Here is a 14,271-nt window from a genome sequence, read left to right as displayed (position 1 = left end):
CTACGGCTGGGGCGCGCCCGTGACGACCGCCGCGATCGTCGTTCCGGAGGGGAACGCGCCCCGCTCGGCGAGCGAGACGAGGGCGTGGAGCATCTTGGCGACGTACAGCTGCTCCACGGGGACCCCGTGCCGCTGCCCGAAGTCCTCGGCGAACGCCCGCAGCTCGGCGGGCACGCGCGCGTAGCCGCCGAAATGGAAGTCGTCCGCCACCCGCCAGTCGCCGCGCACGCCGCCGAAGGCCGCCTCTTGCAGGGCGCGGACCTCGGCGGTGAGGAAGCCGCCCTTGAGGACCGCGACACCGAGGGCGCGCTGGTCGGGGGCGAGGCCCGCGGCCAGGCCCGCCAGGGTGCCGCCGGTGCCGCAGGCGAGGGCGACGACATCGGCCCGGCCGCGCAGCTCACGGCCCAGGGCCGCGCAGCCCCGGACGGCGAGCGCGTTGCTGCCGCCCTCGGGGACCACGTACGCGTCCCGGGCGCCGGCCGCTTCGAGGAGCGCGGAGAGCGTGGCCGGATCGTCCTTGCGCCGATACGTCGATCTGTCGACGAAGTGCAGCCGCATGCCGTCCGCGGCGCAGCGGGCCAGTGACGGATTGAGGGGACGGCCGGCCAGTTCGTCGCCACGGACGATGCCGGTCGTGGAGATGCCCAGGAGCCGGCCGGCCGCGGCGGTGGCCCGCAGATGGTTGGAGTAGGCACCGCCGAACGTGACGAGCGGTCGGCCCTCAGCCGCCTCCAGGTTCGGGGCGAGTTTGCGCCACTTGTTGCCGATCAGCTCCGGGTGGATCAGGTCGTCCCGCTTGAGGAGGACCCGGACGCCGTGGCGGGCGAAGCGGTCGTCGTCGATCTCCGTCAGGGGCGACGGCAGTCGGGGGCTCAGGTCGGCGAGGGGCGGGCGGTGCACCCGGCCATTGTCGGACATGTGTCCGGGTGCCCGCCTTCGCGGTCTACTTCAGACGGTCCCGGACACGCTCGCGCAGCCAGCTCATCGTGAAGCCCTTCGGATCGACCTTCCCGGGCTGCCACTCCAGGTGGCCGATGACGGACCGCTCCGTCCAGTCGTGGTGGCGGCAGATCGCCGCGGCCACTCTCTCGATGGCCGTCAACTGGGCCTCCGGCCACGGGTCCTCGCCGTCGCCGAGGTTCTCGCACTCGAAACCGTAGAAGCGGCTGTTGCCGTCCGTGTTCGCCTCGTTGTCGTGCGGCAGGGCCTTCTCCGCGATCACCGCGCGCAGCACGTCGTCGTCGCCGAGCCCCGCGTGGTTCGCCCGGCCGTAGCCGACCAGATGGACGCGGCCGTCCTTGGTGATCACGCCGTGGCAGAGCGGACCCGGCAGGTCCGCGTGCCCGTCGCGGCAGATGCGGACCGTCGCCGCGCTGCCCTGGGTGACGGTGTGATGGATCATCACCCCGTTCACCGGACCCCAGGCGCCCTTGCTGTTGCGGTTGTGATGCTCCCAGTCGCCGACTTCGACCACCGTCAGGCCTTCGGCCTTGAGAGCGGCTAGAAAACTGGCTGCGGACATGGGTGGGGCCATGGCCGACTCCTTCGCGGGGGCGACGGCCGCCTCCCGCGGGCCGTCTCGTACCGCTGCTTGTACCCGGAACAGCCCTGCCGGACCTACTCGTTCGTATTCCGTGCGAGCCGTTCCGGACAGCGGTGCGCCCCGCTCGGAGCCGGAGGTCAGCTGTGCAGGAACCCGTCCCCGTTCGTCGCGATGTGCGCCTCCAGTGCGCGCAGCGCCGCCTGGGTGGACTCGGGGCTGCCGGTGCCCGAGCGCTCCGCGTAGTACGCCGCGCCCAGCTTCTTCAGCAGGTCGCCGCCCGCACGCTGCGCCTGCACCTCGTCCAGCTTCTGCTTGCCCTGCGTCAGCCCGCGCTGCGCCTGTTCCTTGGCCTTGTCCAGGAAGCCCGCCATGGGGGTCACCTCTTCTGTCGGATTCTGCCGGAGTCGTATGGGAAGCCGTTCCCCGATCAACGCGCGCCGGGATCTTCGAGTTCCGGAAATCGACGGTACGGAGCAACGCCGTGTGCGAAACGTGCCGCCCATGCCCCGTGTCGGGCGGATCCATTCCCCCTCATTCGTGTAATGGCGTCGCCACTCACCGTGCTGGAAGGCTTTCACCCGCAGGTCGGTTCATGATCGGGAGGGCAAAGTCATGTCGGTAGGCGAAGAGGTCCGTGCGGACCAGGCGGGCTCGGGGGGACAGAAGAGCCTCGGCACATCCGCCGCGCGGAATCTGGCCACCACCACCAAGTCCGCCCCGCAGATGCAGGAGATCAGCTCCCGCTGGCTGCTGCGGACACTGCCGTGGGTGGACGTCCAGGGCGGTACGTACCGGGTGAACCGCAGGTTGAGCTACTCGGTGGGTGACGGGCGGATCACCTTCGTGAAGACCGGGGACGACGTCCGGGTCATCCCCGCCGAGCTGGGCGAGCTGCCCGCGCTGCGCGACTTCGAGGACCCCGATGTCCTCGGCGAGCTGGCCCAGCGGTGCGCGCAGCGCGAGTTCGCGGCCGGTGACGTGCTCGCCTCGTTCGGCAGCCAGGCGGACGAGGTGTTCCTGCTCGCCCACGGCCGGGTGGAGAAGGTCGGCACGGGCCCGTACGGCGACGACGCGGTGCTCGGCGTCCTCGCCGACGGCGCCTACTTCGGCGAGCAGGCCCTGCTCGACGACGAGGGCATCTGGGAGTACACGGCGCGCGCGGCCACCGCGTGCACCGTCCTCGTCCTGCCGCGGCGCGACCTGGAGCAGGTCGCCGAGCGGTCGGAAGCGCTGCGGGACCATCTCCAGCAGCTGCGCTCCGTGCCGGAGCAGCGGTCGAACAACTACGGCGAGAAGGAGATCGACCTCTCGGCCGGCCATGTCGGCGAGGCCGTTCTGCCGGGCACGTTCGTCGACTACGACGCGGCGCCGCGCGAGTACGAGCTGAGCGTCGCCCAGACCGTGCTGCGCATCCACACGCGCGTCGCCGACCTCTACAACCAGCCCATGAACCAGACGGAGCACCAGCTCCGCCTGACCGTCGAGGCGTTGAAGGAGCGCCAGGAGCACGAGCTGGTCAACAACAGGGAGTTCGGCCTGCTCAACAACTGCGAGTACGACCAGCGGCTGCAGCCGCACGACGGCGTGCCCAGCCCCGACGACATGGACGAGCTGCTCAGCAGGCGGCGCGGCTCCAAGGTGTTCCTCGCGCATCCCAAGGCGATCGCCGCGTTCGGCCGCGAGTGCAACAAGCGGGGGTTGGTCCCGGAGAGCATCGACGTCGGCGGGCACCGCATCCCGACCTGGCGCGGGGTGCCGATCTACCCCTGCGGCAAGATTCCGATCAGCGACGCGCGGACCACGTCCATCATCTGCATGCGCACGGGCCTGGAGGAGCAGGGCGTCATCGGGCTGCGGCAGTCCGGCATCCCGGACGAGATCGAGCCGAGCCTGTCGGTGCGGTTCATGGGCATCAGCGAGCAGGCGATCATCTCGTACCTGGTGACCACGTACTACTCGGCGGCGGTCCTGGTGCCCGACGCGCTGGGAGTCCTGGAGAACGTCGAGATCGGCCGGTGGCGGTGACGAGCCGCACCCGGTACGCCGGGTCCCCGCCCACCCGGGCGGGGACACCGCGGGGGTACGCGGCCGGGCATCGCGCTCCCGCCGCCGGCCGCTCCCGCACCCGGTTCAGGGTGAGCCCGTGACACAGACGACGGAGACCGCGAACACGGTGCAGCCCCCCGAGGCCCAGGAAGCCGCGACGATCCTGGCGCAGGCCAGGGCATCGGTCGATCCCGCGCTGCGGCGGGCCGTCGAGGCTCTGCCGGGGGCCATACGCCGCGTCGCCCTCTACCACTTCGGCTGGGAGCACGCGGACGGCACACCGGCGGTGGGGCACGCGGGCAAGGCGGTGCGGCCCGCCCTGGTGCTCGCCGCCGCGCGCGCCCTCGGCGGGCGGACCGAGCGGGCGGTGCCGGCCGCGGCCGCCGTCGAGCTGACGCACAACTTCTCGCTGCTGCACGACGACGTGATGGACCGTGACGCCACCCGCAGACACCGGCCCACCGCGTGGGCGGTGTTCGGTGACGCGGACGCGATTCTCACCGGCGACGCGTTGCAGGCCCAGGCGCAGCGGCTGCTCGTGGAGGACGGGCATCCGGTGGCGTCCGCCGCGATGGCCCGGCTCAGCTCCTGCGTCGTGGAGTTGTGCGCGGGCCAGGCCGCCGATGTCGCCCTGGAGCGGCGCGATCCGGCGGAGACCAGCCTCGCGGAGACCCTGGCCATGGCGGAGGCGAAGACCGGGGCGCTGCTCGGCTGCGCGTGTGCGCTCGGCGGGCTGTACGCGGGAGCGGGGGAGGAGGAGGTCGCGGCGCTGGACGCGTTCGGGCGGGCCGCCGGGCTCGCCTTCCAGTTGATCGACGACGTCATCGGGATCTGGGGTGATCCGGCCCGGACCGGGAAGCCGGCGGGCGCCGATCTGGTCGTCCGCAAGAAGTCCCTGCCGGTCGTCGCGGCGTTGGCCTCCGGCGGGCCCGCGGCGGACGAACTGGCGGCGCGGTACGGGCCGCCGGGCCCGGGGCAGGAGGGGCCGGCCGACATCGAGGCGATCGCGCTCGCGGTCGAGCGGGCCGGCGGGCGGGACTGGGCGCAGGCGCAGGCCGCCGAGCAGATGGCGCGGGCCGTCGCCGAGTTGCAGCGGGCGGTGCCGGTGCCCGAGGCGGCGGGAGGGTTGTTGTCGTTGGCGGAGTTCGTCACGCGGCGCGAACGCTAGCGCTCCGCTGGGAGGGGGGATGTTCGCGGGGCTGTGATTTGGGGGCGTCGTGCGGGGTGCCTGTGTGGGGTGTGGGGCGGCTGCGGGTGGGGGCTGGGTGCGCAGTTCCCCGCGCCCCTTTGGGGCACGTGGTGATGAAGGAGGTTGCCCGTCTGCGGGTGGGTGGGGGCTGGGCGCGCAGTTCCCCGCGCCCCTGCGGGGCGCGTGGTGGTGAGGGGGGGTGCCCGTGCGCGCGTGGGTGGGGGCTGGGCGCGCAGTTCCTCGCGCCCCTTTGGAGCGCGTGCGTGGGGGAGTCTGATCGTTTAGGCTGCCAACGGCCTTGTGGGACAGGTGAGTTGAGTGGGGGCGGTTGGGCGTGGGTGTGGGGATTCGGCGGGCGGGGGCGGGGGACCGGGAGCGGATAGTGGGGCTGCTCGACCGTGCGTTCATGGACGATCCGGTCAGCGGCTGGGTGTTCCCCGGTGTCGAGTACCGGCGGGTCCGGCACTCGGGGCTGATGGGGGCGTTCACCGATGCGACGCTCGCCGAGGGCTCCGGGGGGTATGTCGATCTGCTGGAGGACGGTTCGGCCGTCGCGCTGTGGATGGATGTGCCGGACGAGCCGCACGACGCCGGTGACGAGGACGGCCCCGCCCAGGTGCGGGAGGCCGTCGACCCGGACAACGCGCGGATCGAGGCGATCGCCCGCACCCTGGACGGCGCGCACCCCCAGGGGCGCGCGCACACCTATCTCTGGATGATCGGGGTCGCGCCGGAGCGGCAGGGCGAGGGGCTCGGCACCGCGCTGATGGCGCCGGTGCTCGACCGGTGCGACCGCGAGGGGCGGCCCGCGTATCTGGAGGCCAGCAGCGCGCGCAGCCGCGTCCTGTACGAGCGGCTCGGCTTCACCACCATGGACCGTCCCATCCGCTTGCCGGACGGCCCGACGATGTGGCCCATGTGGCGCGAGCCGCAGAACCGCTGACCGCGTCCTCGAAGCCGAGCAACTCAGTCCCCGGGAAGGATCCGCTCCACCAGGCGTGCCACCACGCCGTCCGGCACGCTCGCCCCGGGAATCGCGCCGTCCAGCATCCCCGGCATCGTCAGGTGTTCCAGGATCAGCCCGAGCATGCCCAGGTAGAGGAGGGTGATCTCCTCCGGGCCGCCGGGCAGCTCCGACCCGGTGTGGAAGGCGATGGCCTCGTCCAGGTCGCCGCGGAGCGAGTTCATCAGGGACGCGCGCAGGTCCGGGCGGCGGCTCGCCTCCAGACGCAGCTCCATCAGCGCCAGGAACCCGGTGCGGTCGCGCTGCACACGTCCCATCAGGCTGTGCATGAACGCGGTGACCAGGGCCCGGTCCCGGGGCCGCGCCAGGAGTTCGGCGACGACCTCCGGGTCCGGCGCGAGCCGCTGGTGCAGCCAGGCGTCGATCTGGTGGAGCAGGTCGTCGCGGTTGGCGAAGTAGTTCGACGACGTGCCCGTCGGCACGCCCGCCGCCGTGTCCACCGCGCGGAAGGTCAGCCCCCGCGCCCCCTCTGCCGCCAGCACCTCGACGCCCGCGTCGACCAGGGCCGCTCTGCGCTCGGGATTCCGCACCATGTCCGACTCCTTGACCATGAGCCCGCGAAAGACTCTTGCAACCACTACACCTGAAGCACTATAACTGTAGTTGTTCGGGTGATGGCACCCCAACTCCCCTGTCCCCAGCGGAAAGAGACCAGCTTGCGCAAGCTCACGTACTTCGTGGCCGTGTCCATCGACGGCTTCATCGGAGACGAGACCGGTGACGGCAGCATGTTCATGCAGTACGTCGACGAGGAGTTCATCGCGTTCCTCGCCGGCGAGTACCCGGAGACCGTCGCGTCGGCCGGCCGGGAGGCCCTCGGCCTCGACGGCGTCGCGAACAAGAAGTTCGACACCGTGATCCAGGGCCGCAACAGTTACCAGGTGGGCCTGGACGCCGGCCTCACCAGCCCCTACGGGCACCTGCGCGAGTACGTCCTCACGCGCACCCTCACCGAGTCCCCGCACCCGAACGTGCGGCTGATCCACGACGACGTCGTCGGCAAGGTCAGGGAACTCAAGGCCGAGGACAGCGACCTGGACATCTGGCTGTGCGGCGGTGCACAGCTCGCCGGGCTGCTCGCGGACGAGATCGACGAACTCGTGCTGAAGACCTACCCGGTGGTGTTCGGTGGCGGCATGCCGATGTTCGGCGGCCGCGCGTACTCCTTCGACCGGTTCGACCTGGCGGAGAACCGCACACTCGGCAACGGCGTGCTCGTGCGCCGCTACACCAGGACGCGGTGACCGCACGGGCCCCGTACGTTGGGGCCATGATCGAGCTGCTGCACATCACCGAGCGACGCCTGTGGGAGAGCGCCCGGACCGCGGGGACGTACGAGATGTCGACCCGCGGCCGGACGCTCGCCGAGGTCGGCTTCCTCCACTTCTCGTTCCCGCACCAGGTGCGCCGGGTCGCGGAGCTGCTGTACGGGACCGATCCCGCCCCGGGTGAGCTGGTGGTCCTCGTCGTCGACCCGACGCGCCTCGACGGGGTCCCGGTGCGGGTCGAGGAGGCCGGGCCGGGCGGGGAGCGGTTCCCGCACCTCTACGGCCCGTTGCCGGTCGCGGCCGTGACCGAGGTGCGCGACTGGCCGCGCCCCGAGGACCGCAGCCAGAAGGAGCGGATGCTCGCCGGTGACCTCTACCTCGCCGACGACCCCGAACTGGAGGCGGACGCCCTGCGCGCCGCCGGACTCGCGGAGCGGTACAACGCGAGCAGCGTCACCGACCTCCCCGCACGTCGGGCCCTGCTGTCCGAACTGCTCGGCGAGGTGGGCGAGGACGTCGTGGTGCGACCGCCGCTCGCCGTCGACTACGGGCGGTACATCAGCATCGGCGCACGGACCTTCGTCAACCACGGGGCCGTCTTCCTCGACGTGGCACCCATCAGGATCGGCGAGGACGTCCAGATCGGCCCGAACGTCCAACTGCTCACGCCCACGCACCCGGTCGCGGCGGAACCGCGCCGCGCCAAGTGGGAGGCCGCGAAGCCGATCACCATCGGTGACAACGTCTGGCTGGGCGGCGGCGTCATCGTCTGCCCCGGCGTCACCGTCGGGGCGAACACGGTCGTCGGCGCGGGCTCCGTCGTCACCCGCGATCTGCCCGCGGACGTGGTGGCGGTGGGCAATCCCGCGCGGGTCGTGCGCGACCTCCCGGAGGGCTAGGCGGCGATCGCCGCCCGGACCGACGCCGTCATCGCCGCGACGAACGCGTCCCGCGTCGTGTCGTCCACGAGGTCGAGCGAGAGATACGGGTTGAGGTCCTCCAGCTCCACGAGCAGCAGCTCGCCCTCGCGGGTGCGGCAGGCGTCGACGCGCTGGATGCCGTACGGGAGGGTGTTCCAGTCGATGAAGGAGCGGGCGAACTCCCGGTCGGCGGCGGTGATCTCGTACGGGCGCAGCTCCCAGCGGCGCGCCGGGTCCGGGGCGTGGAGGGCGTACTGGAGCGCGTCGTCGACGAAGTAGAACGAGACTTCGTAGCGGAAGTCGATGTGGGGCTGCACCAGCAGGCCCTCTTCGTAGGGGAGCCCGGTGAGTTCCGCCGGGCTCACCCGGCGCAGGCCGATCGAGTCCGCGCCCAGCTTCGGCTTCGCCACATAGGCGGGCGCCTCCGGGAGCTTTCCCAGGTCCGCGGGCCGGTCGACGGTCGGGATGACCGGGCGGCCGGCCTCGGTCAGGTCCAGCAGGTACTGCTTGCCCGCCATGTCGCCGCGTCCGTGCAGCGGGTTGTAGACGAGGGTGCCCCGCGCGAGGGCCTGCGCGCGGAACGCCTCGTACGCCTCCTGGTAGCCGAGCACCGGACCGCTGTTGCGCACCACGACCGCGTCGAACGCGTCCATCAGACCGGCCGCGTCCAGCGGATGGCACAGCGCCAGGTCGAAGGCGGAGCGCAGCCGGGAGGTGAGGAAGACGTCCTCGTCGCCGTAGCGGCGGCCGCTGGCCTCGTACGCGAGATCGGTGACGTACAGGACGCGGGGACGGGGGCTGCGGGGCATGGACGGGGCTCCTGGGACGGGAAGAGTGGTGCGGCCACTTGTTCGGTGCGGCCACCTATTTCTCTCACGAGCCCGCGGACGGGTACGCCGAAGGGCCCGGCGAAGATCGCCGGGCCCTTCGGGGAACGCACTGACCTGCGAGGGTGCACCGCCCGCGGGTCAGCGCGAAAAGGCCGTGGTCAGGCCTTCTTGGTCTCCCAGAAGATCTTGTCGATCTGGGCGATGTAGTCGAGCGCCTTCTGGCCCGTGGCCGGGTCGGTCGAGCCCTTGGCGGCCGAGAGGGCCTTCAGGGTGTCGTTGACCAGCTGGTGCAGCTCCGGGTACTTCTCGAAGTGCGGGGGCTTGAAGTAGTCGCTCCACAGCACCGAGACGTGGTGCTTGGCGAGCTCTGCTCGCTGCTCCTTGATGACCGTGGCGCGCGCCTGGAAGTGCGCGTCGTCGTTGGCCGCCATCTTCTCCTGGACGGCCTTGACCGACTCGGCCTCGATGCGGGCCTGGGCCGGGTCGTACACGCCGCAGGGGAGGTCGCAGTGGGCACTGGCCTTCACCTTGGGGGCGAACAGGCGGGAAAGCATGTAGCTGTCCTTCCTCGTGATCGTCTTCTCGAGTGCGACATTACTCCGTGCAGCACTGGTTTTCTCGGGTGCCCCCGGGGGCTTAGGACAAAAGTCCAGGGTGAGACTGGGACTGGTGGAGGATGGGACCGTGAGGGACCGGGGAGGTTGTGTCTGATGCCCGAGACGGCGGCGGAGGAAGCGCGGGAGGGCCGGGTGCCGTTCCAGCTCATCGAGGTGGAGGGCCCCTCCATGGTGCCCACCCTGTATCCGGGGGACTGGCTGCTCGTGCAGCACGGCGCGCGGGTGCGGCCGGGTGACGTGATCATCCTGCGCCACCCGTTCCAGCAGGATCTGCTGGTCGTGAAGCGGATCGCCGAGCGGCGCGAGGGCGGCTGGTGGGTGCTCGGCGACAACGCCGCCGCCGGCGGTGACAGCACCGTCTACGGCGTGGTCCCCGACGAGCTGGTGCTCGCCAGGGTGCGCGGGCGGCTGCGGCGCCGCAGGCCGTGGGCGGAGGGGGAGGGTCAGCGCTCGGTCGGGGCCGTGCTGTCCTGGGCGTTCTCCGCGGTACGGCCCGTGCGGTCCGTGCGCTCCTCGGCCTCCAGGCGCTTGCGGGCGCGGTAGGCGGCGACATTGGCGCGGGTCGCACAGCGGTCCGAGCAATACCGGCGCGAGCGGTTGGTGGACGTGTCCAGATAGGCGTTGCGGCACGGGGCCGCCTCGCACAGGCCGAGCCGGTCCACGCCGTACTCGGTGAGGTGGAAGGCGAGCCCCATCGCGGCGATCGCCGCGTAGCCCGCCGTCGCGTTCGACGGGTGGTCCGCCAGGTGCATGTGCCACAGCGGGCTGCCGTCGTCGTCGCGGTGGTCGTGCCCGGAGATCTGCGGGCTCACCGGGAACTCCAGGAGCAGTGAGTTCAGCAGGTTCACGGCGAGTTCCTCGTCGCCGCCGTCGGCCGCCTCGAACACCGCGCGCAGCCGCGCCCGGACGCTCCTGAAGCGGGTCAGATCGGCGTCCGTGGCCCTGCGCGCCGCTTCCTGGCTGGGGCCGAAGAGGCCGCGCACCGCGTCGACCGTGGTCAGGGAGTCCTTGCCGCGGCCCGGCTCCTCGGTGTTGACGAGGCGCACTGCGTAGTCCGAGTAATAGGCCAGTTCCACTTGTAGTCCTTACCGGGGCGGGCTATCGTCGTCCGACGTGAGCGTAATGCTCACTTCTGCTTTCAGGGTATTACGCACCGCGGGGAGCGGTGCCCGTACGGGAGGCCGTTCATGACGACACAGACCACTGACTGGCGCTCCTGGCAGGAGAGCTGGGACCGGCAGCAGGAGTGGTACATGCCCGACCGCGAGGAGCGGTTCCGGGTCATGCTCGACATGGTCGAGGCGTGTGTGGGGACGGCGCCCCGGGTGCTCGACCTCGCGTGCGGTACGGGAACGATCACGGACCGGCTGCTCACGCGGTTCCCGCGGGCGACGAGCGTGGGCGTCGATCTCGATCCGGCGCTGCTGGCCATCGCGCGCGGCACGTTCGAGGGGGACGAGAGGGTCTCCTTCGTCACCGCCGACCTCAAGGATCCCGACTGGACGCGGGCGTTGCCGCACGACTCGTACGACGCCGTGCTCACCGCCACCGCCCTGCACTGGCTGCACGCCGAGCCTCTCGCCGCCCTCTACGGTCAACTCGCCCCGCTGGTGCGGGACGGGGGTGTGTTCATGAACGCGGACCACATGATCGACGACTCGACTCCGCGGATCAATGGCGCAGAGCGCGCTCTTCGGCACGCCCGCATGGAGGAGGCCCGGGGGCGCGGGGCCGTCGACTGGGCCGACTGGTGGGCGCTGGCCGCCGCGGATCCGGTGCTCGCCGGGCCCACGGCGCGGCGGTTCGAGATCTACGGGGAGCACGCCGAGGGGGACACGCCGTCGGTGGGCTGGCACGCCGCGGCGCTGCGGGGGGCCGGGTTCGGGGAGGCGCGGGCCGTGTGGCGATCGCCCAGCGATGCGCTGGTGCTGGCGCTGAAGTGACGTAGCCGGGCGCGGCTTTCGTCGTGGCCGGTCGCGCGGTCCCCCGCGCCCCTGGAAGCGAGCTTCGCTCGCCCAGGGGCGCGGGACTGTTCAGAGGACCTTCGACAGGAACGCCTGGGTGCGTTCGTGCTGGGGGTTGGTCAGGACCTCGCGGGGGTGGCCCGATTCGACGACCACGCCGTCGTCCATGAAGACGAGACTGTCGCCGACCTCGCGGGCGAAGCCCATCTCGTGGGTGACGACGACCATCGTCATGCCGGACTCGGCGAGGTCGCGCATGACGTCGAGGACGTCACCGACCAGCTCCGGGTCGAGCGCCGACGTCGGCTCGTCGAACAGCATCAGCTTCGGGTCCATCGCCAGCGCCCGCGCGATCGCGACGCGCTGCTGCTGGCCGCCCGAGAGCTGCGAAGGGTAGTTGCGCGCCTTGTCGGCGAGGCCGACCCGGTCGAGCAGCTCCTCCGCACGGGTGCGGGCCTGCGCCTTGGACTGGCGCTTGACCTGGACGGGCGCCTCCATGACGTTCTCCAGCGCCGTCATGTGCGGGAAGAGGTTGAAGCGCTGGAACACCATGCCGATGTCGCGGCGCTTGAGCGCCACCTCGCGGTCCCGCAGCTCGTGCAGCTTGTCGCCGTGCTGCCGGTAGCCGACCAGGTCGCCGTCGACGTAGAGCCGCCCGGCGTTGATCTTCTCCAGGTGGTTGATGCAGCGCAGGAAGGTCGACTTGCCGGAGCCGGACGGGCCGATCAGGCAGAACACCTCGCCCTGCTGGACCTCCAGGTCGATGCCCTTGAGGACCTCGACGCTGCCGAAGGACTTGTGGACGCCCTCGGCCTTCACCATTGCCGTACTCATCGCGTTCTACCTCGTTCCCCGCATGCGCGGTCCGCGACTCAGGTTCGCCTTGATCCGCTGCCACGGCGTGGGCGGCAGGTTCCGCACGCTGCCCTTGGCGTAGTACCGCTCGATGTAGAACTGGATCACGCTGAAGACGCTGGTCAGCACGAGGTACCAGATCGCCGCGACGAAGAACATCTCCATCACGTTGAGCTGCTGGGAGGAGATCTGGCGGCCCACGTAGGTCACTTCGGTGAACGTGATCGCGGAGGCCAGCGACGAGGTCTTCAGCATGTTGATGAACTCGTTGCCGGTCGGCGGCACGATCACCCGCATCGCCTGGGGCAGCACGATCCGGCTCATGGTCCGGGCGGACCCCATGCCCAGCGCCTGCGCGGCCTCGGTCTGCCCCTCGTCGACGGACTGGATGCCGGCGCGGACGATCTCGGCCATGTAGGCCGCCTCGTTCAGCGCCAGACCGAGCAGGGCCGCCATGAACGGCGTCATGACCTGCGTCATCTCGTCCTTGTAGATCGGCCCCAGGTTGAGCGTGGGGAAGATCAGGGCGAGGTTGTACCAGATCAGCAGCTGGAGGAAGACCGGCGTACCGCGGAAGACCCAGATGTACAGATTGGCGAACGCCGAGGTGACGGGGTTCTTCGACAGCCGCATCACGGCCAGGACGACACCCAGGACGACACCGATCACCATGGCCAGGACCGTGATCCACAGGGTGTTCCAGACACCCTTGAGGATCCGCTCCTTGAACAGGTACTCGGGGACGTCGTTCCACTCCACGTTGGCCTGGGCGAAGGCCGTGCCGAGCATCGCGAGGAGGGCGATGACGACGACGGCGCTGACCCAGCGCCAGGGGTGGCGGACGGGGACGGCCTCGATGGCCCGGGGCGGCAGCGGCGCGGCCGTCGCGGACGAGGCGGCGCCGGACCCGGCCGGCGGGGTGTCGGCCGGGCCCGTGGGCTTCTTGTCGTTCACGGGAGAACTTTCCGCTCGGGGTCTTACTCGGAGCCGCCGTTGAGGACGGCCTTCGTCACGGCGCCCTGCTCGACGTTCCACTTCTTCAGGACCTTGCCGTACTCGCCGTTGGCCACGATGGCGTCCAGCGCCTTGGCGACGGCGTCGCGCAGCTGGGCGTTGGCCTTGGGCACGGCGATGCCGTACGGGCCCTCGTCGACCTGGTCGCCGGTGACCTCGAAGTCCTTGCCGCCGCCGGAGATCTTCGCGTTGTAGGCCGCGACCGGGAAGTCGTTGAGGTCCGCGACCGCGCGGCCCTGCTTGACCTGGAGCAGCGCCTCGGGGTCGGTGTCGTACGTGAGCGTCTTGATCTTCTTGCCCGCCGGGCACTTGGCGTTCGCGCTCTTGGCGACGTCGGCCGAGACCGTGCCGCGCTGGAACGCGATGGTCTGGCCGCAGAGGTCCGCGGCGCTCTCGATGCCCTTCGGGTTGCCCTTCTTGACCAGGATGGAGACACCGGCGCTGAAGTAGTCGACGAAGTCGACCTTGGCCTGGCGCTCCTTGGTGTCGCTCATCGCCGACATGATCAGGTCGTAGCGACCGCTGTCGAGCGACGGGATCAGGTTGTCGAACGTCCCGTTCTGGAAGGTGAACGTGACGCCCAGCTCCTTGCCGAGCGCGGCGGCGATGTCGATGTCGACACCCGTGGGCGTGCCGTCCTTGTCGAACTCCATCGGCGCGTAGGCGATGTCCGAGCCGACCTTGATGACGCCCGCCTTCTTGATCTTCGCGGGGAGCTTGTACTTCGACGCGGCGGCCGACGAACCGGAGTCCTTCTTGCTCCCACTGTCGGTCTGGTCGCCGCAGGCGGTCAGCAGCAGGGCGCCGGCGACCGCGATCGCGCCGGCCGCGGCTATGCGGGACTTCGCAGTCTTCCCGGCCTTCGCGGTCGAGCGACGGGTGGTGCTTGCGGTCATGGTGGGGTCCTCCGGCGTGGATGTGGGAGTAGCCGTAGAGGTCGTCCTGGCACACACCTTCGGGTGTCGCGACCTCGTGTGATGACGGCATCTTGCCATTCGGAC

17 protein-coding genes and 1 pseudogene are annotated in these 14,271 nt (G+C 70.9%); 8 read left to right on the top strand and 10 right to left on the bottom strand.

Features of this window, described 5'->3' with window-relative positions; all coding sequences use genetic code 11:
- From ABZ930_RS02115 to ABZ930_RS02105, 3 genes are all read right to left on the bottom strand, one after another.
- On the bottom strand, positions 1–918 hold the full coding sequence (locus ABZ930_RS02115) for a pyridoxal-phosphate dependent enzyme (protein WP_361539942.1): 918 nt from the start codon (positions 916–918) through the stop codon (positions 1–3).
- 25 nt (positions 919–943) lie between these two features.
- Positions 944–1,534 (bottom strand): N-acetylmuramoyl-L-alanine amidase, encoded by a 591-nt coding sequence (locus ABZ930_RS02110; protein ID WP_361539939.1) that lies wholly within the window; start codon positions 1,532–1,534, stop codon positions 944–946.
- 146 nt (positions 1,535–1,680) lie between these two features.
- A complete protein-coding gene (locus ABZ930_RS02105; RefSeq protein ID WP_361539936.1) occupies positions 1,681–1,914 on the bottom strand; it encodes a hypothetical protein in 234 nt (77 codons plus the stop codon).
- Positions 1,915–2,155: 241 nt separating this feature from the next.
- Here ABZ930_RS02105 and ABZ930_RS02100 point away from each other — a divergent pair, with 241 nt between their 5' ends.
- The 3 genes from ABZ930_RS02100 to ABZ930_RS02090 all read left to right on the top strand — a co-directional run bounded on the left by ABZ930_RS02100 (position 2,156) and on the right by ABZ930_RS02090 (position 5,721).
- Positions 2,156–3,568 carry a family 2B encapsulin nanocompartment shell protein gene (locus ABZ930_RS02100; RefSeq protein WP_361539933.1) on the top strand — a complete coding sequence of 471 codons (1,413 nt, stop codon included), beginning with the start codon at positions 2,156–2,158 and terminating at the stop codon, positions 3,566–3,568.
- A 118-nt stretch (positions 3,569–3,686) separates the two neighbouring features.
- Positions 3,687–4,757, top strand: coding sequence for a family 2 encapsulin nanocompartment cargo protein polyprenyl transferase (locus tag ABZ930_RS02095; protein ID WP_361539930.1), 1,071 nt, complete (start codon positions 3,687–3,689; stop codon positions 4,755–4,757).
- Positions 4,758–5,112: 355 nt separating this feature from the next.
- Positions 5,113–5,721, top strand: a complete 609-nt coding sequence (locus ABZ930_RS02090) for a GNAT family N-acetyltransferase (RefSeq protein WP_361539927.1) — start codon at positions 5,113–5,115, stop codon at positions 5,719–5,721.
- Between the two features lie 23 nt (positions 5,722–5,744).
- Here the strand turns inward: ABZ930_RS02090 and ABZ930_RS02085 are convergent, their stop codons facing one another.
- Positions 5,745–6,335 carry a TetR family transcriptional regulator gene (locus ABZ930_RS02085; RefSeq protein ID WP_361539924.1) on the bottom strand — a complete coding sequence of 197 codons (591 nt, stop codon included), beginning with the start codon at positions 6,333–6,335 and terminating at the stop codon, positions 5,745–5,747.
- A gap of 123 nt (positions 6,336–6,458) precedes the next feature.
- Between ABZ930_RS02085 and ABZ930_RS02080 the strand changes: the two genes are divergently transcribed.
- From ABZ930_RS02080 to ABZ930_RS02070, 3 genes and pseudogenes are all read left to right on the top strand, one after another.
- Complete coding sequence (locus tag ABZ930_RS02080) at positions 6,459–7,046, top strand: dihydrofolate reductase family protein (RefSeq protein WP_361539921.1); 588 nt, start codon at positions 6,459–6,461, stop codon at positions 7,044–7,046.
- Between the two features lie 26 nt (positions 7,047–7,072).
- Positions 7,073–7,393 (top strand): annotated as a pseudogene (locus tag ABZ930_RS02075) (DUF952 domain-containing protein); the annotation flags it as partial.
- A gap of 33 nt (positions 7,394–7,426) precedes the next feature.
- Positions 7,427–7,969: a sugar O-acetyltransferase gene (locus ABZ930_RS02070; protein WP_361540371.1), complete on the top strand. Its 543-nt coding sequence runs from the start codon at positions 7,427–7,429 to the stop codon at positions 7,967–7,969.
- Here ABZ930_RS02070 and ABZ930_RS02065 read toward each other — a convergent pair.
- Both ABZ930_RS02065 and sodN read right to left on the bottom strand, forming a co-directional pair.
- Positions 7,966–8,799, bottom strand: a complete 834-nt coding sequence (locus ABZ930_RS02065; RefSeq protein ID WP_361539918.1) for a hypothetical protein — start codon at positions 8,797–8,799, stop codon at positions 7,966–7,968. The genes ABZ930_RS02070 and ABZ930_RS02065 overlap by 4 nt on opposite strands.
- A 179-nt stretch (positions 8,800–8,978) precedes the next feature.
- Positions 8,979–9,374 (bottom strand): superoxide dismutase, Ni, encoded by a 396-nt coding sequence (gene sodN, locus ABZ930_RS02060; RefSeq protein WP_111666332.1) that lies wholly within the window; start codon positions 9,372–9,374, stop codon positions 8,979–8,981.
- A gap of 156 nt (positions 9,375–9,530) precedes the next feature.
- Between sodN and sodX the strand changes: the two genes are divergently transcribed.
- Positions 9,531–9,980 (top strand): nickel-type superoxide dismutase maturation protease, encoded by a 450-nt coding sequence (gene sodX / locus ABZ930_RS02055; protein ID WP_361539914.1) that lies wholly within the window; start codon positions 9,531–9,533, stop codon positions 9,978–9,980.
- Here the strand turns inward: sodX and ABZ930_RS02050 are convergent.
- Positions 9,881–10,513 (bottom strand): CGNR zinc finger domain-containing protein, encoded by a 633-nt coding sequence (locus ABZ930_RS02050; protein ID WP_361539911.1) that lies wholly within the window; start codon positions 10,511–10,513, stop codon positions 9,881–9,883. The two genes, sodX and ABZ930_RS02050, sit on opposite strands and share 100 nt — an antisense overlap.
- Before the next feature lie 111 nt (positions 10,514–10,624).
- Here ABZ930_RS02050 and ABZ930_RS02045 point away from each other — a divergent pair, with 111 nt between their 5' ends.
- Positions 10,625–11,380 (top strand): class I SAM-dependent methyltransferase, encoded by a 756-nt coding sequence (locus tag ABZ930_RS02045; protein ID WP_361539908.1) that lies wholly within the window; start codon positions 10,625–10,627, stop codon positions 11,378–11,380.
- A gap of 90 nt (positions 11,381–11,470) precedes the next feature.
- Here the strand turns inward: ABZ930_RS02045 and ABZ930_RS02040 are convergent, their stop codons facing one another.
- From ABZ930_RS02040 to ABZ930_RS02030, 3 genes are all read right to left on the bottom strand, one after another.
- Positions 11,471–12,223: an amino acid ABC transporter ATP-binding protein gene (locus ABZ930_RS02040; protein WP_361540368.1), complete on the bottom strand. Its 753-nt coding sequence runs from the start codon at positions 12,221–12,223 to the stop codon at positions 11,471–11,473.
- A gap of 18 nt (positions 12,224–12,241) precedes the next feature.
- The gene (locus ABZ930_RS02035) at positions 12,242–13,129 is read right to left on the bottom strand and encodes an amino acid ABC transporter permease (RefSeq protein ID WP_361540365.1); all 888 of its coding nucleotides are present in this window, start codon (positions 13,127–13,129) and stop codon (positions 12,242–12,244) included.
- Between the two features lie 104 nt (positions 13,130–13,233).
- Positions 13,234–14,166, bottom strand: a complete 933-nt coding sequence (locus ABZ930_RS02030) for an ABC transporter substrate-binding protein (protein ID WP_361539905.1) — start codon at positions 14,164–14,166, stop codon at positions 13,234–13,236.
- Positions 14,167–14,271 lie beyond the last annotated feature (105 nt).

Origin of the sequence: Streptomyces sp. NPDC046716, from assembly GCF_040645755.1 — a bacterium.
Lineage (GTDB): Bacteria > Actinomycetota > Actinomycetes > Streptomycetales > Streptomycetaceae > Streptomyces.
This window is presented reverse-complemented; position numbering and strand designations above follow the sequence as displayed.